The following is a 13,719-nucleotide window of genomic DNA, read 5'->3' on the forward strand; positions in this document are numbered from 1 at the left end:
ACGACACGAGTAGAAAAATGGGCTACAGTCCATTGATAAACCGCTACACAGGTTGCCTGAGCGAGGAGGACGGATGATCGCCAGAGTGCTGGGCCCCCTGCGCGTGACCATGAACGGCGTGTCGGTGGTCCCCACGGCGCTGAAGGCCAGAAAGCTCCTCGCCGTGCTCATCCTGAACCGGGGCCGCGTGGTGCAGCGAGCCGCCATCGAGCGCGAACTGTGGGGCCTCGACGTGCCCATGAGCGCCTCGACAGGCATCCAGAACTGCGTCATGCAGATCCGCAAGAGCATCGGCCGCGCCGTCGACGGCGGCCCCTCGGACCGTCTTCCCAAGGAGACGCTGATCACCGAGGCCACCGGTTACCGGCTCGAAGTCCCCGGCGAACAGTTCGACATCGTCGGCTACCACCGGCTCGTCTCGGCGGCGGGAGAGGCCGAGGCCCGGGGGGATCTGTCCGAGGCGTCGGCCCAGCTGAACAACGCCCTGAGACTGTGGCGTGACGCTCCCCTGGCCGATGTGCCGGCCGGGCCCGTGCTGCACCCGCACGTGCTACGGCTGGAGGAGGACCGCAAGGCGGTGCTGAGCCAGCGCGTCGGCCTGGACCTGCGACTGCGCCGCTACGCCGAGGTCGTCGGCGAACTGCACGCCCTCGTGGCGCTCAATCCCTACGACGAGGTGCTGCACGAGTACCTGATGCTGGCGCTGTACCTCTCCGGGCGCCGCAACGACGCGCTGGCGGCCTACCAGGGCGTGCGCGCCGCGATGACCGACGGGATCGGCCTGGAGCCCTCACACCGTCTGCGACGCCTCCAGCAGCAGATCCTGAACTCCGACGACGCCCTGGAGCACCCGTTCCTGGACGACCGCTCCCCCCATCTCGTCGGGGCGTAGCCGCGTCAACGGGCGGGCGCCCCCGGGTGAGCGGCCGTCAGGGACGCGAGGAGCTCTTCGAGCAGGACGCCCTGGCCGTACGGGGTGAAGGGGAAGAAGTGCCCGCCCTCGGCGAGCCGGCAGCGGACCGGGCCCGACGTGAAGCGGGCCCACAGCGGCAGCACGCCCGGCGCGACGAGCGGATCCTCCGTACCGGCCAGCGCGGTCACCGGCACCGTGAGGCGGAGAGGCTCCACGGTGTGCAGCGCCTCCCGCGCGAGCGCCAGGTCTTGGGCCAGGGCCTGCTGCGCGGGGCTGAGCGACGGGTCGCGCAGGGCGTCGGCGGGCAGGCGGTGGCGGGCGAAGATCCCGGCCAGTTCGGCGGCGGGGCCCGGGTGTTCCGGGCGTGGCCGGCTTCCGGCCCCGGGCTGCGAACAGCTCACGACCAGGCCGTCGCAGTGTCCGCCGGTGTGGGCGACGGCGAGTGCCAGCAGCCCGCCCAGGCTGTGCCCGTAGAAGACCGTGGGGGCGGGGGCGAGGACGCACAGCTCCCGGCGGATGCCCGTCACGGCGGCGGTCAGCGTCGTACGGGGTGCAAGGCCCGCGCGCCGCTCCCGCCCGGGCAGCGTGACGCCCACCACCTCCACCGTTTCCGGCAGACCGGCCAGGACGCTCGCGTAGCGCTGGGCTCCGGCGCCCGCGTGGGGGAAGACGACGATGCGGGCCGTGCGGTGTGCCGAGGGGCGCAGCACGTGCGTCCAGTCGTCGGAATCGTCGGAGGGGGAAGCCATGCTCATTCCTAGGTGGGTCGGGGCCGTGGGGAGCGCGCCGGCGGGGAGCGTGCTCCCGGCCCGGCGCGCTCCGTGGGGCTCAGGCCGACGTGATGACGAGCGCTGCGTTGTGGCCGCCGAATCCCAGCGACGTGCTGACGGCGACGTCCACCGGGGTGGTGCGGGGTTCGCCGCTGACCACGTCCAACTCGATGGCGGGATCCGGGTTCTTCAGATTCGCCGTCGGCGGCACCGTGCCGTGCTGCACGGCCAGCACCGTGTACGCGGCCTCGATGGCGCCCGCGGCCGCCAGCGCATGGCCGGTGACCCCCTTGGTCGACGTGACCAGGGGCGTGTCGCCCAGGACACGGCGCAGCATCCTGCCCTCGACGAGGTCGTTCATCGCGGTGGCGGTGCCGTGCGCGTTGACGTGGCGGACGTCGGAGGGGTCGGCACCCGCGTCCGCCAGGGCGGCGCGCAGGGCCCGCTCGATGCCCTCCCCGTCGGGGTGCGGGGCGGTGGCGTGGTGGGCGTCGGAGGAGGATCCGTAACCGCTGACGACGGCGCGGATCGCCGCGCCCCTGGCACGGGCGTCCGCCTCCCGCTCCAGGACCAGCACGCCGGCCGCCTCGGCGGCCACGAAACCGTCCCGTTCCGCGTCGAACGGCTTGCCGGCGTGCTCGGGCGCGTCCCCCGACTTGGACAGGGCGCCCATCTTGCACAGCCCGGCCATCACCGTCGGGGTGAGCGCGGACTCGCTGGCGCCCGCCAGCACGATGTCGCACACGCCGGAGCGCAGCAGGTCCCGGGCGATGCCGATGGCGGTCGCCCCGGACGCGCAGGCCGTGGCGGTGACCAGACTCGGCCCCCGGGCACCGCAGTCGATCGCCACATAGCCGGCGACCATGTTCGGCATGTACTTCGTCACCAGCAGGGGCGAGACCTTGCCGGCGCCGCGATCGCGCAGCGTGTCGTGCTGCTCCGCGAAGGTGGCTGCGCCGCCGAGCGAGTTGCCGAGCACCACCCCGACCCGGGTTCCATCCCAGGTCGTGGCGTCCCATCCGGCGTCGGCGACGGCCATCCGGGAGGCCACGACGGCGAGTTGGACGAAGCGCTCCAGCTGCCAGCCGGCGAAGCCGCCCAGCAGTTCGCCGGCGTCGAACCCCGGTACCCGGCAGGAAAAGTCGACCGACAGCTCGGCGAGTGCCGGGTCGCGCGTGGCGCAGGAGCGTCCCGACAGCACCCGCTCCCAGTTCTCCTCCACGCCGAGTCCGGCCGGGGTCACCAGGCCCAGACCGGTGACGGCTGTCCGTTGCGTACGACCGTCCGCCATCAGACCGCCGCTCCCTTGGCCGACAGCAGCTGGACCAGGTCGTCCAGGGTGTGCTGCTCGGTGAGTTCACCGTCCGCTATCTCGACGCCGAACTCCTTGTCCAGGACGAGGCCGAGCTCGATCAGGACCAGGGAGTCGAAGGACAGCTTGCCGAGGGTCACCTCGGACGCGATGGTCTCCGGCTTGACCTTGAACTGGTCGGAGAGAAGGACCGAGACCCGCTCCGCGATCGCCTGCATGGTGTTTCTCCTTGTGGTGCGGTGAGTGATGTAGGGGTGAAGGGACGAGGGTGGCTGTGCTGCGGCGAGGGCCGGCGTCAGGCCGCCGTGATGTCGGGCCATACGAGCGCCACCGACCCCCAGGTGAGCCCGCCGCCGAACCCGCCGAGCACGACGCGCTGGCCGGGGAGCAGTTCGCCGTCGGCCGACGCGTCGGCCAGGGCCAGCGGGATCGAGGCCGCGACGGTGTTGCCGACCCGCTCGATGTTGGCGGGGAAGCGTTCGAGAGGTACGTCGATGCGCTCGGCGACCGCTGCCAGGATCCGCGCGTTGGCCTGGTGGAGGACGACCTTGTCGATGTCCTCGACGGCCCAGCCCGCGGCGTCGGCCGTCGTCGTCACGGAGGACGCCATGTGGCGCACGGCCTCCGCGAAGACCGGGCGGCCCTCCATGGTGAAGTAGGTGGCCTCCGCGGCGGCCGGCAGGCCGGTGGAACGCTGCCGTGAACCGCCGGCCGCGACCTGGATGAGGTCGCTCTGGCCGCCGTCGCTGCCGAGGTGGAGCCCCTTCAGGGCGCCCGGCTCCGTCGCCGCGCCGGCGCGCAGGTACACCGCTCCGGCGCCGTCCCCGAAAATGGCCCTGGTCGTACGGTCGGCCGGGTTGAGGATGGTGGAGAAGGTGTCCGCCCCGATGACCAGGACGGAGCGGGCGAAGCCAGCCTGGACGAAACCGGCCGCCGTGCCCAGCGCGTAGACGAAGCCCGTGCACACGGCGGCGATGTCGAACGCGCCGACACCGCCGAGCCCCAGCCGGTCGGCGACTTCCGGCGCGGTGGCCGGGCAGGGGCGGTCCGGGGTGCTGGTGGCGACGACGACGATGTCGGCCCGTTCCTCGCCCGCGGACTTCAGGGCCCTGCGCCCGGCCTCGACGGCGAGGTCGCCGGTCGATCCGCCCGGGTCGATGACGTGCCGCCGGCGGATCCCGGTCCGGCTGCTGATCCACTCGTCCGAGGTGTCCAGGTGCCGGGCGAGGTCGTCGTTGGTGACCACCGTGGGCGGGACCCAGCTGCCCAGACCGGCGACGACCGCCGCGCGGTCCGACCCGGTCATCCGGCAGCTCCGGCACCGTGGGACGTTGTCGAGGTGCTGCTGTCAGCCACAGCCGTTGTCGCTGTCGTAGCCGTCACTGCGTCGTTCCTCCTGGCTGGTGTCGTGGTGCACCGATGCGCTGTGGCGCTCGTCGGAGTTCTCACCCTCGCAACGCGGGCTCCGCTTTCCCTCACGAGCGGCCCACGCAGGGGACACGCGCCGCTCACGTCGGCCGTGAGCGGCACATGAGTGGCGCGTAAGTACGCACTGCCAGCCTGGAATGCGTCCGGCAGCGGCCCGCCCCGCGCCGCGGTGCAGGCGGGCCGTGCTCCGGACACCCCTTCACACGACCCCGCTCACGACCGCGCACGAGGAGAACTGAGTGCAGCAACGCAGGATTGGCACGAACGGTCCGGTGGTCTCCGCCATCGGTCTCGGCTGCATGGGGATGTCGGAGTTCTACGGTCCGACCGACGAGGCCCAGAGCCTGGCGACCCTCCAGGCGGCCCTGGACAGCGGGGTCACGCTGCTCGACACCGCCGACATGTACGGCAAGGGCCACAACGAGCGCCTGGTGGGCCGGGCCGTCGCGGGCCGCCGCGACCAGGTGGTCCTCGCCACCAAGTTCGGCATCCGGCGCGACGACAGCGACCCGAGGCAGGGCCGGAACATCGACTCCAGCCCGGAGCACTGCCGGCGGGCCGTCGACGCCTCACTGCAGCGCCTGGGCGTCGACCACATCGACCTCTACTACCTCCACCGCAAGAGCCCCGACATCCCCGTCGAGGAGACCGTCGGCGCCATGGCGGAGCTGGTGCGGGCCGGCAAGGTCGGGCACCTGGGGCTTTCCGAGGTGACCGCGCAGACCCTGCGCAGGGCGCACGCCGTCCACCCCATCGCGGCCCTGCAGACCGAGTACTCGCTGTGGACCCGCGAGGTGGAGGCGGACGTCCTGCCGGTGGCGCGGGAGCTGGGCACCTCGCTCGTGGCGTACTCGCCGATCGGGCGGGGTTTCCTGACCGGTGCGATCACCCGGCCCGACGACCTGGACCCCACCGACTTCCGGCACTCGCACCCCCGCTTCCAGCAGGAGCACCTGGCGCGCAACGTCCGGATGGTGGAGCGGCTCCGCGAGCTCGCGGAGAGCTACGGCTGCAGCCCCGTCCAGCTGGCGCTGGCCTGGCTGCTGGCTCAGGGCGACGACATCGTCCCCATCCCGGGCACCCGCCGGATCGGCTACCTGCGCGAGAACGTCGCCGCCGCCGAACTGCGGCTCACGGACGAGCAACTGGCCGCCGTGTCGGCCGCGGTGCCCCACGACGTCGTCTCCGGCGAGCGCTACGACCCGGCGGGCATGGCGACCGTCGGCCACTGACTCCCTTCACTCTTCACTTTCCACTCTTCACGTTTCACCAGGCAACGAGGAATCCCATGGCAGACAAGCTCAAGCAGCTCAAGCTGGCCGCCGTCAACATCGACGGCGTCCTGCTGAACGACACGTTCAGCCCCGTCATCCACAACTTCATCGTCAGTCGTGGCGGCGAGTACACCGCCGACGTCGAGCGCAGCATCTTCTCCCAGCCGCAGCTGGTGGGCGGCCAGGGCATGGCGAACGCGGCCCGCGTTCCGTGGACCGCTCAGGAGGCGATCGACGTCTACTTCAAGGAGCGGGAGGAGTACACCCGCGAGCACCCGGTCGAGCTTCTCGACGGTGCGATCGACCTGCTGCGCCGGCTGCGCGAACTGGGACTGAAGACGGTCAGCTACGGCGGCCTCGCCAAGTCGCACTTCGACCACTTCCTGGGCGAACACGCCGACCTCTTCGACGAGCCCGGCTACGTCTGCACCAACGACTTCCGCCCCGGCCTGCGCGAGATCACCACCGAGGTCTTCGGCCTGAAGTACGACGAGGTGCTGTTCATCGACGACGTGGCCCGCGTTGCGGAGGTCGCCAAGGCCCTCGACATCCCCTTCATCGGCCACCCCAGCTCCTTCGAGCACAGCTTCCAGCCCCAGCTGATGCGCGAGACCGGTGCCCGGCACATCGTCGACTCGCTGCACTCCATCGACGAGGACCTGCTGCGCACCCTCGACGCCGAGGCCGCCGCGCACTCCGTCTGGCGCGACTGACCCCACGCGCCGCCCCGTGTGCCGGACCGGCAGCCCCCGGCCGGTCCGGCGCCGCCGGCGCCCCTCCCTCCCCCGCGCGGTCCCGGCCCTTCCGGCCGCGCCCCCTCCACCACCCCAGGAGTTACGCCTTGGACCGCGCCGCTTCCCCGCAGACCGTGCTGCTGGACTTCGACGGAGTGCTGAGCCTGAACGCGTCGAGCCTGCTGCTGCTCGCCCTGCACGAAGGCATCAACCGCCACACGGAGTTGCCGATCGAGGCGACTGTCACGCAGTTCAAGGCCATCAGCACCTTCCCCCAACGGGAGAGCCTGCGCGTGCTGTTCGCGGGCCTCGGCATCGAACAGCATCTGAACGCCGAGATCGAGGCGCTCAGGTCGCTGACCTCCGTCCGGGGCACGCCGCTGGCCCTCGGCGAGGGCGTGGAGGCGTTCTGCGCGCAACAGCGTGCGCGGGGCGTGCGGTTGCGCGTGTTCTCCACGATGGACCGCACCACCGCGCGCCGCTCGCTGCTCGACGGGCTGTTCCGGCCCGAGGACTACGTGGCGCTCGACCACGCCTCCAAGGCCGATCCGGACACCTACGCGGCGCTGCTCGCGGCCGAGGGCGAGGCGGACCCGGGGCAGTGGCTGCTGGTGGACGACTCCCCGCTCGCCCTGCGCGCGGCCAAGATCGCGGGCCTGCGCACGGTGCTGATGCGCGGCGCGGTCTTCTCGGAGGACGACGTGTCGGCGTTCGGGTCCTTCATCGACACACAGGTGACCTCGTTCGCGGAGCTCGGCGCTCTGCTCACCGCCCAGGACGCGCTCACCGCCGAGGACACCTCGCCGGCCGCGCTGCCGGTCTCCCGGCTCTGACCCCGCACCCGACCCCGTAGTCACAGGATTGATAGGTTTCGATGTCCCAGTCACTTGCTGATTCCGAGCTGTCACCACCCGGGACCACCCCTGCGGAGACCGGCCCCGGTCCCACGCGGGTGCTGGTGGCCATCGCTCTGGCCGCCGTGATGCTGCCCATCTCCGTCACGGGTCCGGGAGTCGCCCTCGCCGACATGTCGGGCGCGCTGCACGCCTCGGCCGCCTCCACCCAGTGGGTGCTGAACGCCTACAACGTGGCGTTCACCGCCTTCATGCTCGCGGCCGGTTCGGCGGCCGACCTCTTCGGGCGCCGCCGCCTGTTCCTGAGCGGCACGGCCGTCTTCGCACTGGCCTCCCTCGTCGCGGGTACCGCTCCCACCATCCTGCTCGTGGACCTGGCGCGCTTCGTGCAGGGCATGGGCGCGGCAGCGGTGCTGACCAGTGGTTCCGCACTGCTCGCCCACACGTTCGGCGGGGCCGCCCGGGCCAGGGCCTTCGGCATCTTCGGCGCCTCGATCGGGTTCGGCCTGGCGATGGGGCCGTTCGTGTCCGGCCTGCTGGTGGGCGTGGCCTCCTGGCACGCCGTGTTCCTGGTCAACGTCCTGCTCGGTGCGGTCGTGCTCGTCCTGGCCCGGCCGCTGCCCGAGTCGAAGAACCCGGCTGCGCGGCGCATCGACCTGCCCGGCGTGGTGACCTTCACCCTGGCCCTCATGCTGCTCGCCCTCGGCTTCGTCGAGGGGCCCTCACAGGGCTGGGGCGGAGTCGTCACGCTCGGCTCCTTCGCGGGGGCGGCGCTGTTCCTCGCCCTGTTCGTCGTGGTCGAACTGCGCGTCGCGGAGCCGATGTTCGACCTGAGCCTGCTGCGGCGCCCCACGTTCGTCGCCATCATCTGGCAGCCGGTGAGCATCGTCTTCGCGTTCGCGGCCCTGCTCGTCTACCTGCCGCCGTACTTCCAGGGCGCGGGCGGGGCGGGGTCGACGATGTCCGGTGCGATGCTGCTGCCGCTGACGCTGCCGGTCTTCGTCCTGCCCCTGTTCACCGGCACGCTGGTGCGGTTGCTGTCCGTACGGATGCTGCTCGCCGTCGGACCGGCGGTGCTGGCCGTCGCGCTGTTGCTGATGACGTTCACCGACCCGGTGTCGTCCCGTACGGGGCTGTTCGCGGCGCTGCTGCTGGCCGGTGTCGGCATCGGTCTCGCCTTCGGCGTCATGGACAACGCGGCGGTCAGCGTGGTGCCGGCCGAGCGCAGCGGTATGGCGTCGGGCATGTTCAACACCCTCCGGGTCGCCGGCGAGACGATCGGCGTGGCGTGCGTGGGCGGGCTGCTGCTCACCTCGACCCGTCAGCAGCTGGCCGCGGGCGACGGCGCGATGGCCGACGACGTGGTCCAGGGCCGGCTGGGGTCCGTACGCGCGGACGGCGGGCAGGACCTGGTGGACCGGGCGGTCCAGGGTCTCCAGCACGGCTGGAGCGTCGTCTACGTGGTGCTGGCCTGCGTGGCGCTCGCCGGGGCGATCGCCATCTTCACCATGGTCCGTGACCGTGACCTGGACCCGGCCACCGCTCAGGAGGCGTGAGCCCCTCCTCACTCCGCCTACGGAACGAGAAGACCGTCCGGACCCCACCGCATGGGGTCCGGACGGTCTTTCTCGGTCACCGGCTGCCGCGTTCCAGACTGAAGGCGCCCCGGGCGACCGTGCGCCCGCCCTGCTCGAACGTCACGGGGACCGAGACGGTCCCGGCGGCGTCGGCCGCCTGCTCGTGGCCGTCGCCGACCACCGTCAGGGGCTCGTCGAGTTCCGCGTAGGCGTCGAACGAGGCCTCCAGCCCGGTGACCGACCACGACGCCGCCGGGGCCCCGAACAGCTCCTCCGCGGTCAGCAGGGCCGTCTGCCGTCCCGCCTCCATCAGCACCATGCCGGGCACGTGGTCCTGGGCGTGGTCGAACAGGCTGGGGTGCCCGCCGGCCACCCGAAGCCGGGCCCGGACCTGCCGGCCCTCGGTGGCCGGGTCGAGCAGCACCACGTTCTCCGGCCGCTCCCGGCCCACGCGCCCGGGCCGCACGAGGCCCTCCGTGACCGGGCGGCGGTACGACTCGGACGTCGGCGTGCTCCCGCCGTCCCGGCGGCCGCGGAGCATCCCGTACACGCTGTCGGCGACGTACTTCACGCGCATGGTCACCTCGCCCACCGGCCGCCCGGACACGGTGATCACCATGCGGTACCGCAGACCGCGCAGCGATCCCCCGGCCCACTGCGCGTCGTGCGTCGTGGCCGCGATCGCCACCTCGGCCGGCCCGTCGGCCCGCTCCAGCGCGGCCAGGCCCGGCAGCTCCATCGACCACTGCTGGAGAACGAACTTGGTGCCGTCCGGCGCCCCGAAGTGCGCGTGCACCGCGTGCGTCTCGGCCTGGCGGCAGCACTCCAGCAGGAACAGCGGATCGACCGCGGAGCCAGTGGTGTGATCGGTGTAGTAGGCGTGGGACGGCGGCAGTTGCGCTCCGGCCACGAAACGGTCGTCGTCGACCGCCGTGCCGTCGGTCAGGAACACCTCCGACAGCGCCCGCCGGTGTACGAGCCCCTTCGCCACGGTGCGCTCGAACGTGAGCGCACGCAGTGCGGCCCCCACACGGTCCGTCTCGGCCATCACGGTCACGCGAATCCCCTTTGTGCAGACTGTCCTTGACGACGGCCCACACTCCCAGCGACGGCTCACGCACCGCTCACGCGCTCGTCACGCCTCGCCCAGGATCCCCCGGTCGTACGCCACCGCCACCGCCGCCGCGCGGTCCTTGACGCCGAGCTTGGCGTAGAGGTGGGTGAGGTGGGTCTTCACGGTCGCCTCGCTGATGAACAGTTCGCGGGCGATCTCGCGGTTGGACGTGCCCTTGGCGACCAGGGCCAGCACCTCGCGTTCGCGGGCGGAGAGCGGTTCGTTGCCGGGAGCCCTGGGCGTGCGGACCGCGGAGACCAGGCGGGAGGCCACGGCCGGGGAGAGGACCGTACGGCCCTGCGCCGCCGCTCGTACGGCGGTGAACAGCTCCTCGCGGGGCGCGTCCTTCAGCAGGTAGCCGGTGGCGCCCGCCTCGATCGCGGGGAGGGTGTCGGAGTCGGTGTCGTAGGTGGTGAGGACGAGGACCTTGGCGCGGGCGCCGGTGCGGGTCAGTGCGCGGATGGCGTCCACTCCCCCGCCGCCCGGCATGCGCAGGTCCATCAGGATCACGTCCGGATCGAGGCCGGCGGCGAGCGAGAGCGCCTCGACGCCGTTCGACGCCTCCCCGAGGACCCGGAAGCCCGGGGCGGACTCGAACATGCCGCGCAGGCCGTCCCGTACGACGGGGTGGTCGTCGACGATGAGCAGGGTGATCGCGGCGTCACCCGTCGCGGCGTCTTCAGTCATGGCGGACCAACGGTACGCGAGCGGAGACCGCCGTACCGTGGCCCGGCTCGGACTCGACGGTGAGGGAGCCGGCGATGCGTTCGGCGCGGGCGCGCATGCCGTCGAGGCCGAAACCGCCGGAGCTCGTGCGGGTGGGGACGGCGACCGGGTCGAAGCCGCGTCCGTCGTCGCGGATGTCGAGGATCACCTCGTCGCCGAGGAAGGACAGCGTGATGCCGACGCGTTCGGCGGCCGCGTGCCGGGCGGCGTTGGAGAGGGCCTCCTGGACGATCCGCAGGAGCGTCGCCGCGACCTCCTCGTGGAGTTGCTCGGCGGTGCCGGTGACCGTGAACTCCGCGCGCACACCGGTCCGTTCGCCCCACTCGGCGACCGTCTTCTTCAGGGCTTCCGGCAGTCCGGCGTCGGTCAGCGCCACGGGGGCGAGGTTGTGCACGGAGCGGCGGGCCTCGCCGAGGCTGTGCCGGGCCAGGTCCGAGGCGCGGTCGAGGTGCGTGCGGGCCACGGCCGGGTCGGGCGCGTTCGCGACGACCTGGAGCTGGGCGATGATGCCGGTCAGGCCCTGGGCGATGGTGTCGTGGATCTCGGCGGCCAGCCGCCGGCGTTCGTCGGCGACGCCCGCCTCCCGTGCCTGGACGAGGAGTTGGGCGTGCAGGGCGGCGTTCTCGTCGAGGGCCCGTTGCAGGGCGGCGTTGGTGCGTTCGAGTTGGGTGATGGTGACGGCCCGCTCGCGGGAGCGCTGTTCCTCCTGCTGGGTGATGTGGCCGACCACCGTCAGCAGGCCGTAGTTCGCGACCAGCAGCACGGCGAACAGCAGCCACTGGGTCGGGCTGCGGATCGGCATCCCGCCGGACTGCGAGCCCGCCACGACGACGACGGTGGCGAGGAGACCGAGCCACTGCCGGCGCCTGCCGGGGATCAGTTCGTCGCTGTCGAAGTAGCCGCTGGACGCGTAGAACCCGAAGAACGGGTTCAGCCACGTGAGGGCGAAGGAGATCGCCCAGCGCAGGACGTAGTAGACGGTCCCGCGCGCGGACGGCGTCCGGCGGCCCCGGCGGGGCCCGTGCCACAGCTGGAGCAGCACCGCCGCGACGACCAGCGCCCCGCCCGCGTACCACTCGGCCGGGCTCGTCATCAGCTCGTGCGCGGCGATCGAGAGGAGGGTCGAGACGGCGAGCAGTCCGTAGACGCCCCAGGTGTGGAACTGGTTCTGACGGTGCTCGATCTGCTCGTCCGCCGCGGTCATCTCCCCAGTGTGCACGGCACGTCGCCTACTCCCAGCGGAACCAGCGCGAGGCACCGGCCGTCAGCAGCACGGTCCAGGCCACGAGCACTCCCAGGTGCCCCCAGCCCGGCCAGTCCCCCGCGGCGGACCGGTTCAGGGCCTCGGCCGCCGCGCCGAACGGCGTGAGGCCGACGGACCGCGCCAGTGCGTCCGGCATGGTCTGCACCGGCATCCACACGCCCGCGCAGAACATCGCGGGGAAGAACACCGCCGACCCGATGGCACCGGCGATCTTCGTGGACCGGGACAGCGCGCAGATCACCGCGCCCAGCGCGAGGGCGGCCAGCACGGCCAGCAGCAGGGCGATGGCGTATCCGAAGCCCTGCCGCGGCAGCCGTACGCCGAAGGCGAGCCGGCCGACCGCGAGGGCGAGCAGCGCCGACACCAGGGCGGCCCCGCCGTACAGCAGCATCTGCGCGGACAGCAGGGCGGCGGGGCGGACCGGGGTGGTGGACATCCGGCGCAGGATGCCGCGCTCGCGGTAGCCGGTGAGGGTCTGCGGCATCGCCTGGATCCCGCCCATGATGAGGCCGAGCAGCACGCTCACCGGGACGTAGCCGTCGACCGGGCGCAGCCCGCCGAAGGACGGGTCGGCCTCGCGGAAGGACGGGATCGAGCCGAGGATCACCAGCAGCAGCGTCGGGAACACCAGGATCCAGAAGAGGCTGCCGGGCTCCCGGCGGAAGAGGCGGATCTCGCTCTTCAGTACGGCGGTGTTGACGAGGGCCGTGCTCATGCCGCCGCCTCCTTCGTGAGGTCGAGGAACGCGTCGTCCAGGGTGGCGTCGGTGACCCGGAGCTGGTGGGCCGTGACGTGGCTGCGGGCGAGGAGGGAAATGACGGCGTTGACGGTCTCGTCGGTGCCGGACAGGGTGACGCGGCCGTCCCGGTGCTCGACCGACGCGAGCGCGGGCAGCGCGTTCAGGTCACGGTCGTCCAGCGGGGCGGACGGGGTGAAGCTGATGACGGTGGAGCCCGCCGAGCGGCGGATCAGTCCGGCCGGGGTGTCCAGGGCGGCCACCCGGCCCTTGTCGATCACGGCGATCCGGTCGCACAGCCGCTGCGCCTCCTCCATGAAGTGGGTGACGAGGAGGACGGTCACGCCGTTCGCGCGGATGTCCTCGATCAGCTCCCAGGTGTCCCGGCGGGCGCGCGGGTCTAGGCCGGTGGTCAGCTCGTCCAGGACGACGGCCCGGGGGTTGCCCACCAGCGCGAGCGCGATGAACAGCCGCTGCTTCTGGCCACCGGAGAGCTTGGCGAACCGGGTCGTCAACTTGGCGGTCAGGCCCAGGCGTTCGGCGAGCGGCCGCCAGTCGAGCGGGCTCGGGTAGAAGGCGCTGTACAGCTCCAGCGCCTCGCGGACGGTGAGCTTCGCCTGCAACTCGCTCTCCTGGAGCTGCGCGCCGAGCACGCGGCGGGTGGCCTCGTGCTCGGTGACGGGGTCGAGACCGGTGACGCGGACCCGGCCGGAGTCGGGCACGCGCAGCCCCTCGACACACTCCACGGCGGTGGTCTTGCCGGCGCCGTTGGGGCCGAGGATGCCGAAGATCTCGCCCTCCTCGACGGCGAAGGAGACACCGTCGACGGCCGGGCGGCCGCCGTAGGCCTTGCGCAGGTCGGTGACTTCGATGACGGACATGCGTCGAGGGTCCCGGGGCGGCGGGATCCGCGCATCGGCCGTCGCGCTCGAACGGGCATCAGCCGTTCGGCTGATGCCGGCGTACGACCCCTCGAACGCCCAGGTCGTAGGGCCGATGGACGCGCCCGGTACGGCG

General features: G+C 72.3%; 14 protein-coding genes. 5 read left to right on the top strand and 9 right to left on the bottom strand.

Annotated elements, in window-relative coordinates; translation table 11 throughout:
- The first annotated feature begins 73 nt into the window (after positions 1–73).
- Complete coding sequence (locus SCNRRL3882_RS12080; RefSeq protein WP_010041713.1) at positions 74–892, top strand: AfsR/SARP family transcriptional regulator; 819 nt, start codon at positions 74–76, stop codon at positions 890–892.
- A 5-nt stretch (positions 893–897) separates the two neighbouring features.
- Here SCNRRL3882_RS12080 and SCNRRL3882_RS12085 read toward each other — a convergent pair whose 3' ends face one another.
- The 4 genes from SCNRRL3882_RS12085 to SCNRRL3882_RS12100 all read right to left on the bottom strand — a co-directional run bounded on the left by SCNRRL3882_RS12085 (position 898) and on the right by SCNRRL3882_RS12100 (position 4,301).
- The gene (locus SCNRRL3882_RS12085) at positions 898–1,662 is read right to left on the bottom strand and encodes a thioesterase II family protein (RefSeq protein ID WP_010041711.1); all 765 of its coding nucleotides are present in this window, start codon (positions 1,660–1,662) and stop codon (positions 898–900) included.
- A gap of 79 nt (positions 1,663–1,741) precedes the next feature.
- Complete coding sequence (locus tag SCNRRL3882_RS12090; RefSeq protein ID WP_010041709.1) at positions 1,742–2,974, bottom strand: beta-ketoacyl-[acyl-carrier-protein] synthase family protein; 1,233 nt, start codon at positions 2,972–2,974, stop codon at positions 1,742–1,744.
- Positions 2,974–3,213: an acyl carrier protein gene (locus SCNRRL3882_RS12095; protein WP_010041707.1), complete on the bottom strand. Its 240-nt coding sequence runs from the start codon at positions 3,211–3,213 to the stop codon at positions 2,974–2,976. Before SCNRRL3882_RS12095 ends, SCNRRL3882_RS12090 begins: the two co-directional genes overlap by 1 nt.
- Before the next feature lie 77 nt (positions 3,214–3,290).
- A complete protein-coding gene (locus SCNRRL3882_RS12100; RefSeq protein WP_010041704.1) occupies positions 3,291–4,301 on the bottom strand; it encodes a beta-ketoacyl-ACP synthase III in 1,011 nt (336 codons plus the stop codon).
- 361 nt (positions 4,302–4,662) lie between these two features.
- On the opposite strand from SCNRRL3882_RS12100, the gene SCNRRL3882_RS12105 reads away from it, so the two are divergent.
- From SCNRRL3882_RS12105 to SCNRRL3882_RS12120, 4 genes are all read left to right on the top strand, one after another.
- Positions 4,663–5,655: an aldo/keto reductase gene (locus tag SCNRRL3882_RS12105; protein WP_029181299.1), complete on the top strand. Its 993-nt coding sequence runs from the start codon at positions 4,663–4,665 to the stop codon at positions 5,653–5,655.
- 56 nt (positions 5,656–5,711) lie between these two features.
- Positions 5,712–6,410: a hypothetical protein gene (locus SCNRRL3882_RS12110; RefSeq protein WP_010041695.1), complete on the top strand. Its 699-nt coding sequence runs from the start codon at positions 5,712–5,714 to the stop codon at positions 6,408–6,410.
- Positions 6,411–6,538: 128 nt separating this feature from the next.
- The gene (locus SCNRRL3882_RS12115) at positions 6,539–7,264 is read left to right on the top strand and encodes an HAD-IA family hydrolase (protein WP_010041691.1); all 726 of its coding nucleotides are present in this window, start codon (positions 6,539–6,541) and stop codon (positions 7,262–7,264) included.
- Positions 7,265–7,389: 125 nt separating this feature from the next.
- Positions 7,390–8,841: an MFS transporter gene (locus SCNRRL3882_RS12120; RefSeq protein WP_102514988.1), complete on the top strand. Its 1,452-nt coding sequence runs from the start codon at positions 7,390–7,392 to the stop codon at positions 8,839–8,841.
- Between the two features lie 76 nt (positions 8,842–8,917).
- Here the strand turns inward: SCNRRL3882_RS12120 and SCNRRL3882_RS12125 are convergent, their stop codons facing one another.
- The 5 genes from SCNRRL3882_RS12125 to SCNRRL3882_RS12145 form a co-directional block, all read right to left on the bottom strand.
- Positions 8,918–9,910, bottom strand: coding sequence for a ScbA/BarX family gamma-butyrolactone biosynthesis protein (locus SCNRRL3882_RS12125; RefSeq protein WP_102514989.1), 993 nt, complete (start codon positions 9,908–9,910; stop codon positions 8,918–8,920).
- Positions 9,911–9,997: 87 nt separating this feature from the next.
- On the bottom strand, positions 9,998–10,663 hold the full coding sequence (locus SCNRRL3882_RS12130) for a response regulator (protein WP_010041685.1): 666 nt from the start codon (positions 10,661–10,663) through the stop codon (positions 9,998–10,000).
- Complete coding sequence (locus SCNRRL3882_RS12135) at positions 10,656–11,906, bottom strand: sensor histidine kinase (protein WP_010041684.1); 1,251 nt, start codon at positions 11,904–11,906, stop codon at positions 10,656–10,658. Before SCNRRL3882_RS12135 ends, SCNRRL3882_RS12130 begins: the two co-directional genes overlap by 8 nt.
- Before the next feature lie 25 nt (positions 11,907–11,931).
- Complete coding sequence (locus tag SCNRRL3882_RS12140; RefSeq protein ID WP_010041683.1) at positions 11,932–12,681, bottom strand: ABC transporter permease; 750 nt, start codon at positions 12,679–12,681, stop codon at positions 11,932–11,934.
- The gene (locus tag SCNRRL3882_RS12145) at positions 12,678–13,583 is read right to left on the bottom strand and encodes an ABC transporter ATP-binding protein (RefSeq protein WP_010041681.1); all 906 of its coding nucleotides are present in this window, start codon (positions 13,581–13,583) and stop codon (positions 12,678–12,680) included. The genes SCNRRL3882_RS12140 and SCNRRL3882_RS12145 overlap by 4 nt, the downstream gene beginning before the upstream one ends.
- Positions 13,584–13,719 lie beyond the last annotated feature (136 nt).

The organism is Streptomyces chartreusis NRRL 3882 (assembly GCF_900236475.1).
GTDB lineage: Bacteria > Actinomycetota > Actinomycetes > Streptomycetales > Streptomycetaceae > Streptomyces > Streptomyces chartreusis_D.

What these genes read in the sequence shown, in the direction of transcription:
- SCNRRL3882_RS12090 (WP_010041709.1), bottom strand. Translation starts at nt 2,974, where the DNA reads ATGGCGGACGGTCGTACGCAACGGACAGCCGTCACCGGTCTGGGCCTG.
- SCNRRL3882_RS12110 (WP_010041695.1), top strand. Translation starts at nt 5,712, where the DNA reads ATGGCAGACAAGCTCAAGCAGCTCAAGCTGGCCGCCGTCAACATCGAC.
- SCNRRL3882_RS12095 (WP_010041707.1), bottom strand. Translation starts at nt 3,213, where the DNA reads ATGCAGGCGATCGCGGAGCGGGTCTCGGTCCTTCTCTCCGACCAGTTC.
- SCNRRL3882_RS12145 (WP_010041681.1), bottom strand. Translation starts at nt 13,583, where the DNA reads ATGTCCGTCATCGAAGTCACCGACCTGCGCAAGGCCTACGGCGGCCGC.
- SCNRRL3882_RS12125 (WP_102514989.1), bottom strand. Translation starts at nt 9,910, where the DNA reads ATGGCCGAGACGGACCGTGTGGGGGCCGCACTGCGTGCGCTCACGTTC.
- SCNRRL3882_RS12085 (WP_010041711.1), bottom strand. Translation starts at nt 1,662, where the DNA reads ATGGCTTCCCCCTCCGACGATTCCGACGACTGGACGCACGTGCTGCGC.
- SCNRRL3882_RS12100 (WP_010041704.1), bottom strand. Translation starts at nt 4,301, where the DNA reads ATGACCGGGTCGGACCGCGCGGCGGTCGTCGCCGGTCTGGGCAGCTGG.
- SCNRRL3882_RS12140 (WP_010041683.1), bottom strand. Translation starts at nt 12,681, where the DNA reads ATGAGCACGGCCCTCGTCAACACCGCCGTACTGAAGAGCGAGATCCGC.
- SCNRRL3882_RS12135 (WP_010041684.1), bottom strand. Translation starts at nt 11,906, where the DNA reads ATGACCGCGGCGGACGAGCAGATCGAGCACCGTCAGAACCAGTTCCAC.
- SCNRRL3882_RS12080 (WP_010041713.1), top strand. Translation starts at nt 74, where the DNA reads ATGATCGCCAGAGTGCTGGGCCCCCTGCGCGTGACCATGAACGGCGTG.
- SCNRRL3882_RS12130 (WP_010041685.1), bottom strand. Translation starts at nt 10,663, where the DNA reads ATGACTGAAGACGCCGCGACGGGTGACGCCGCGATCACCCTGCTCATC.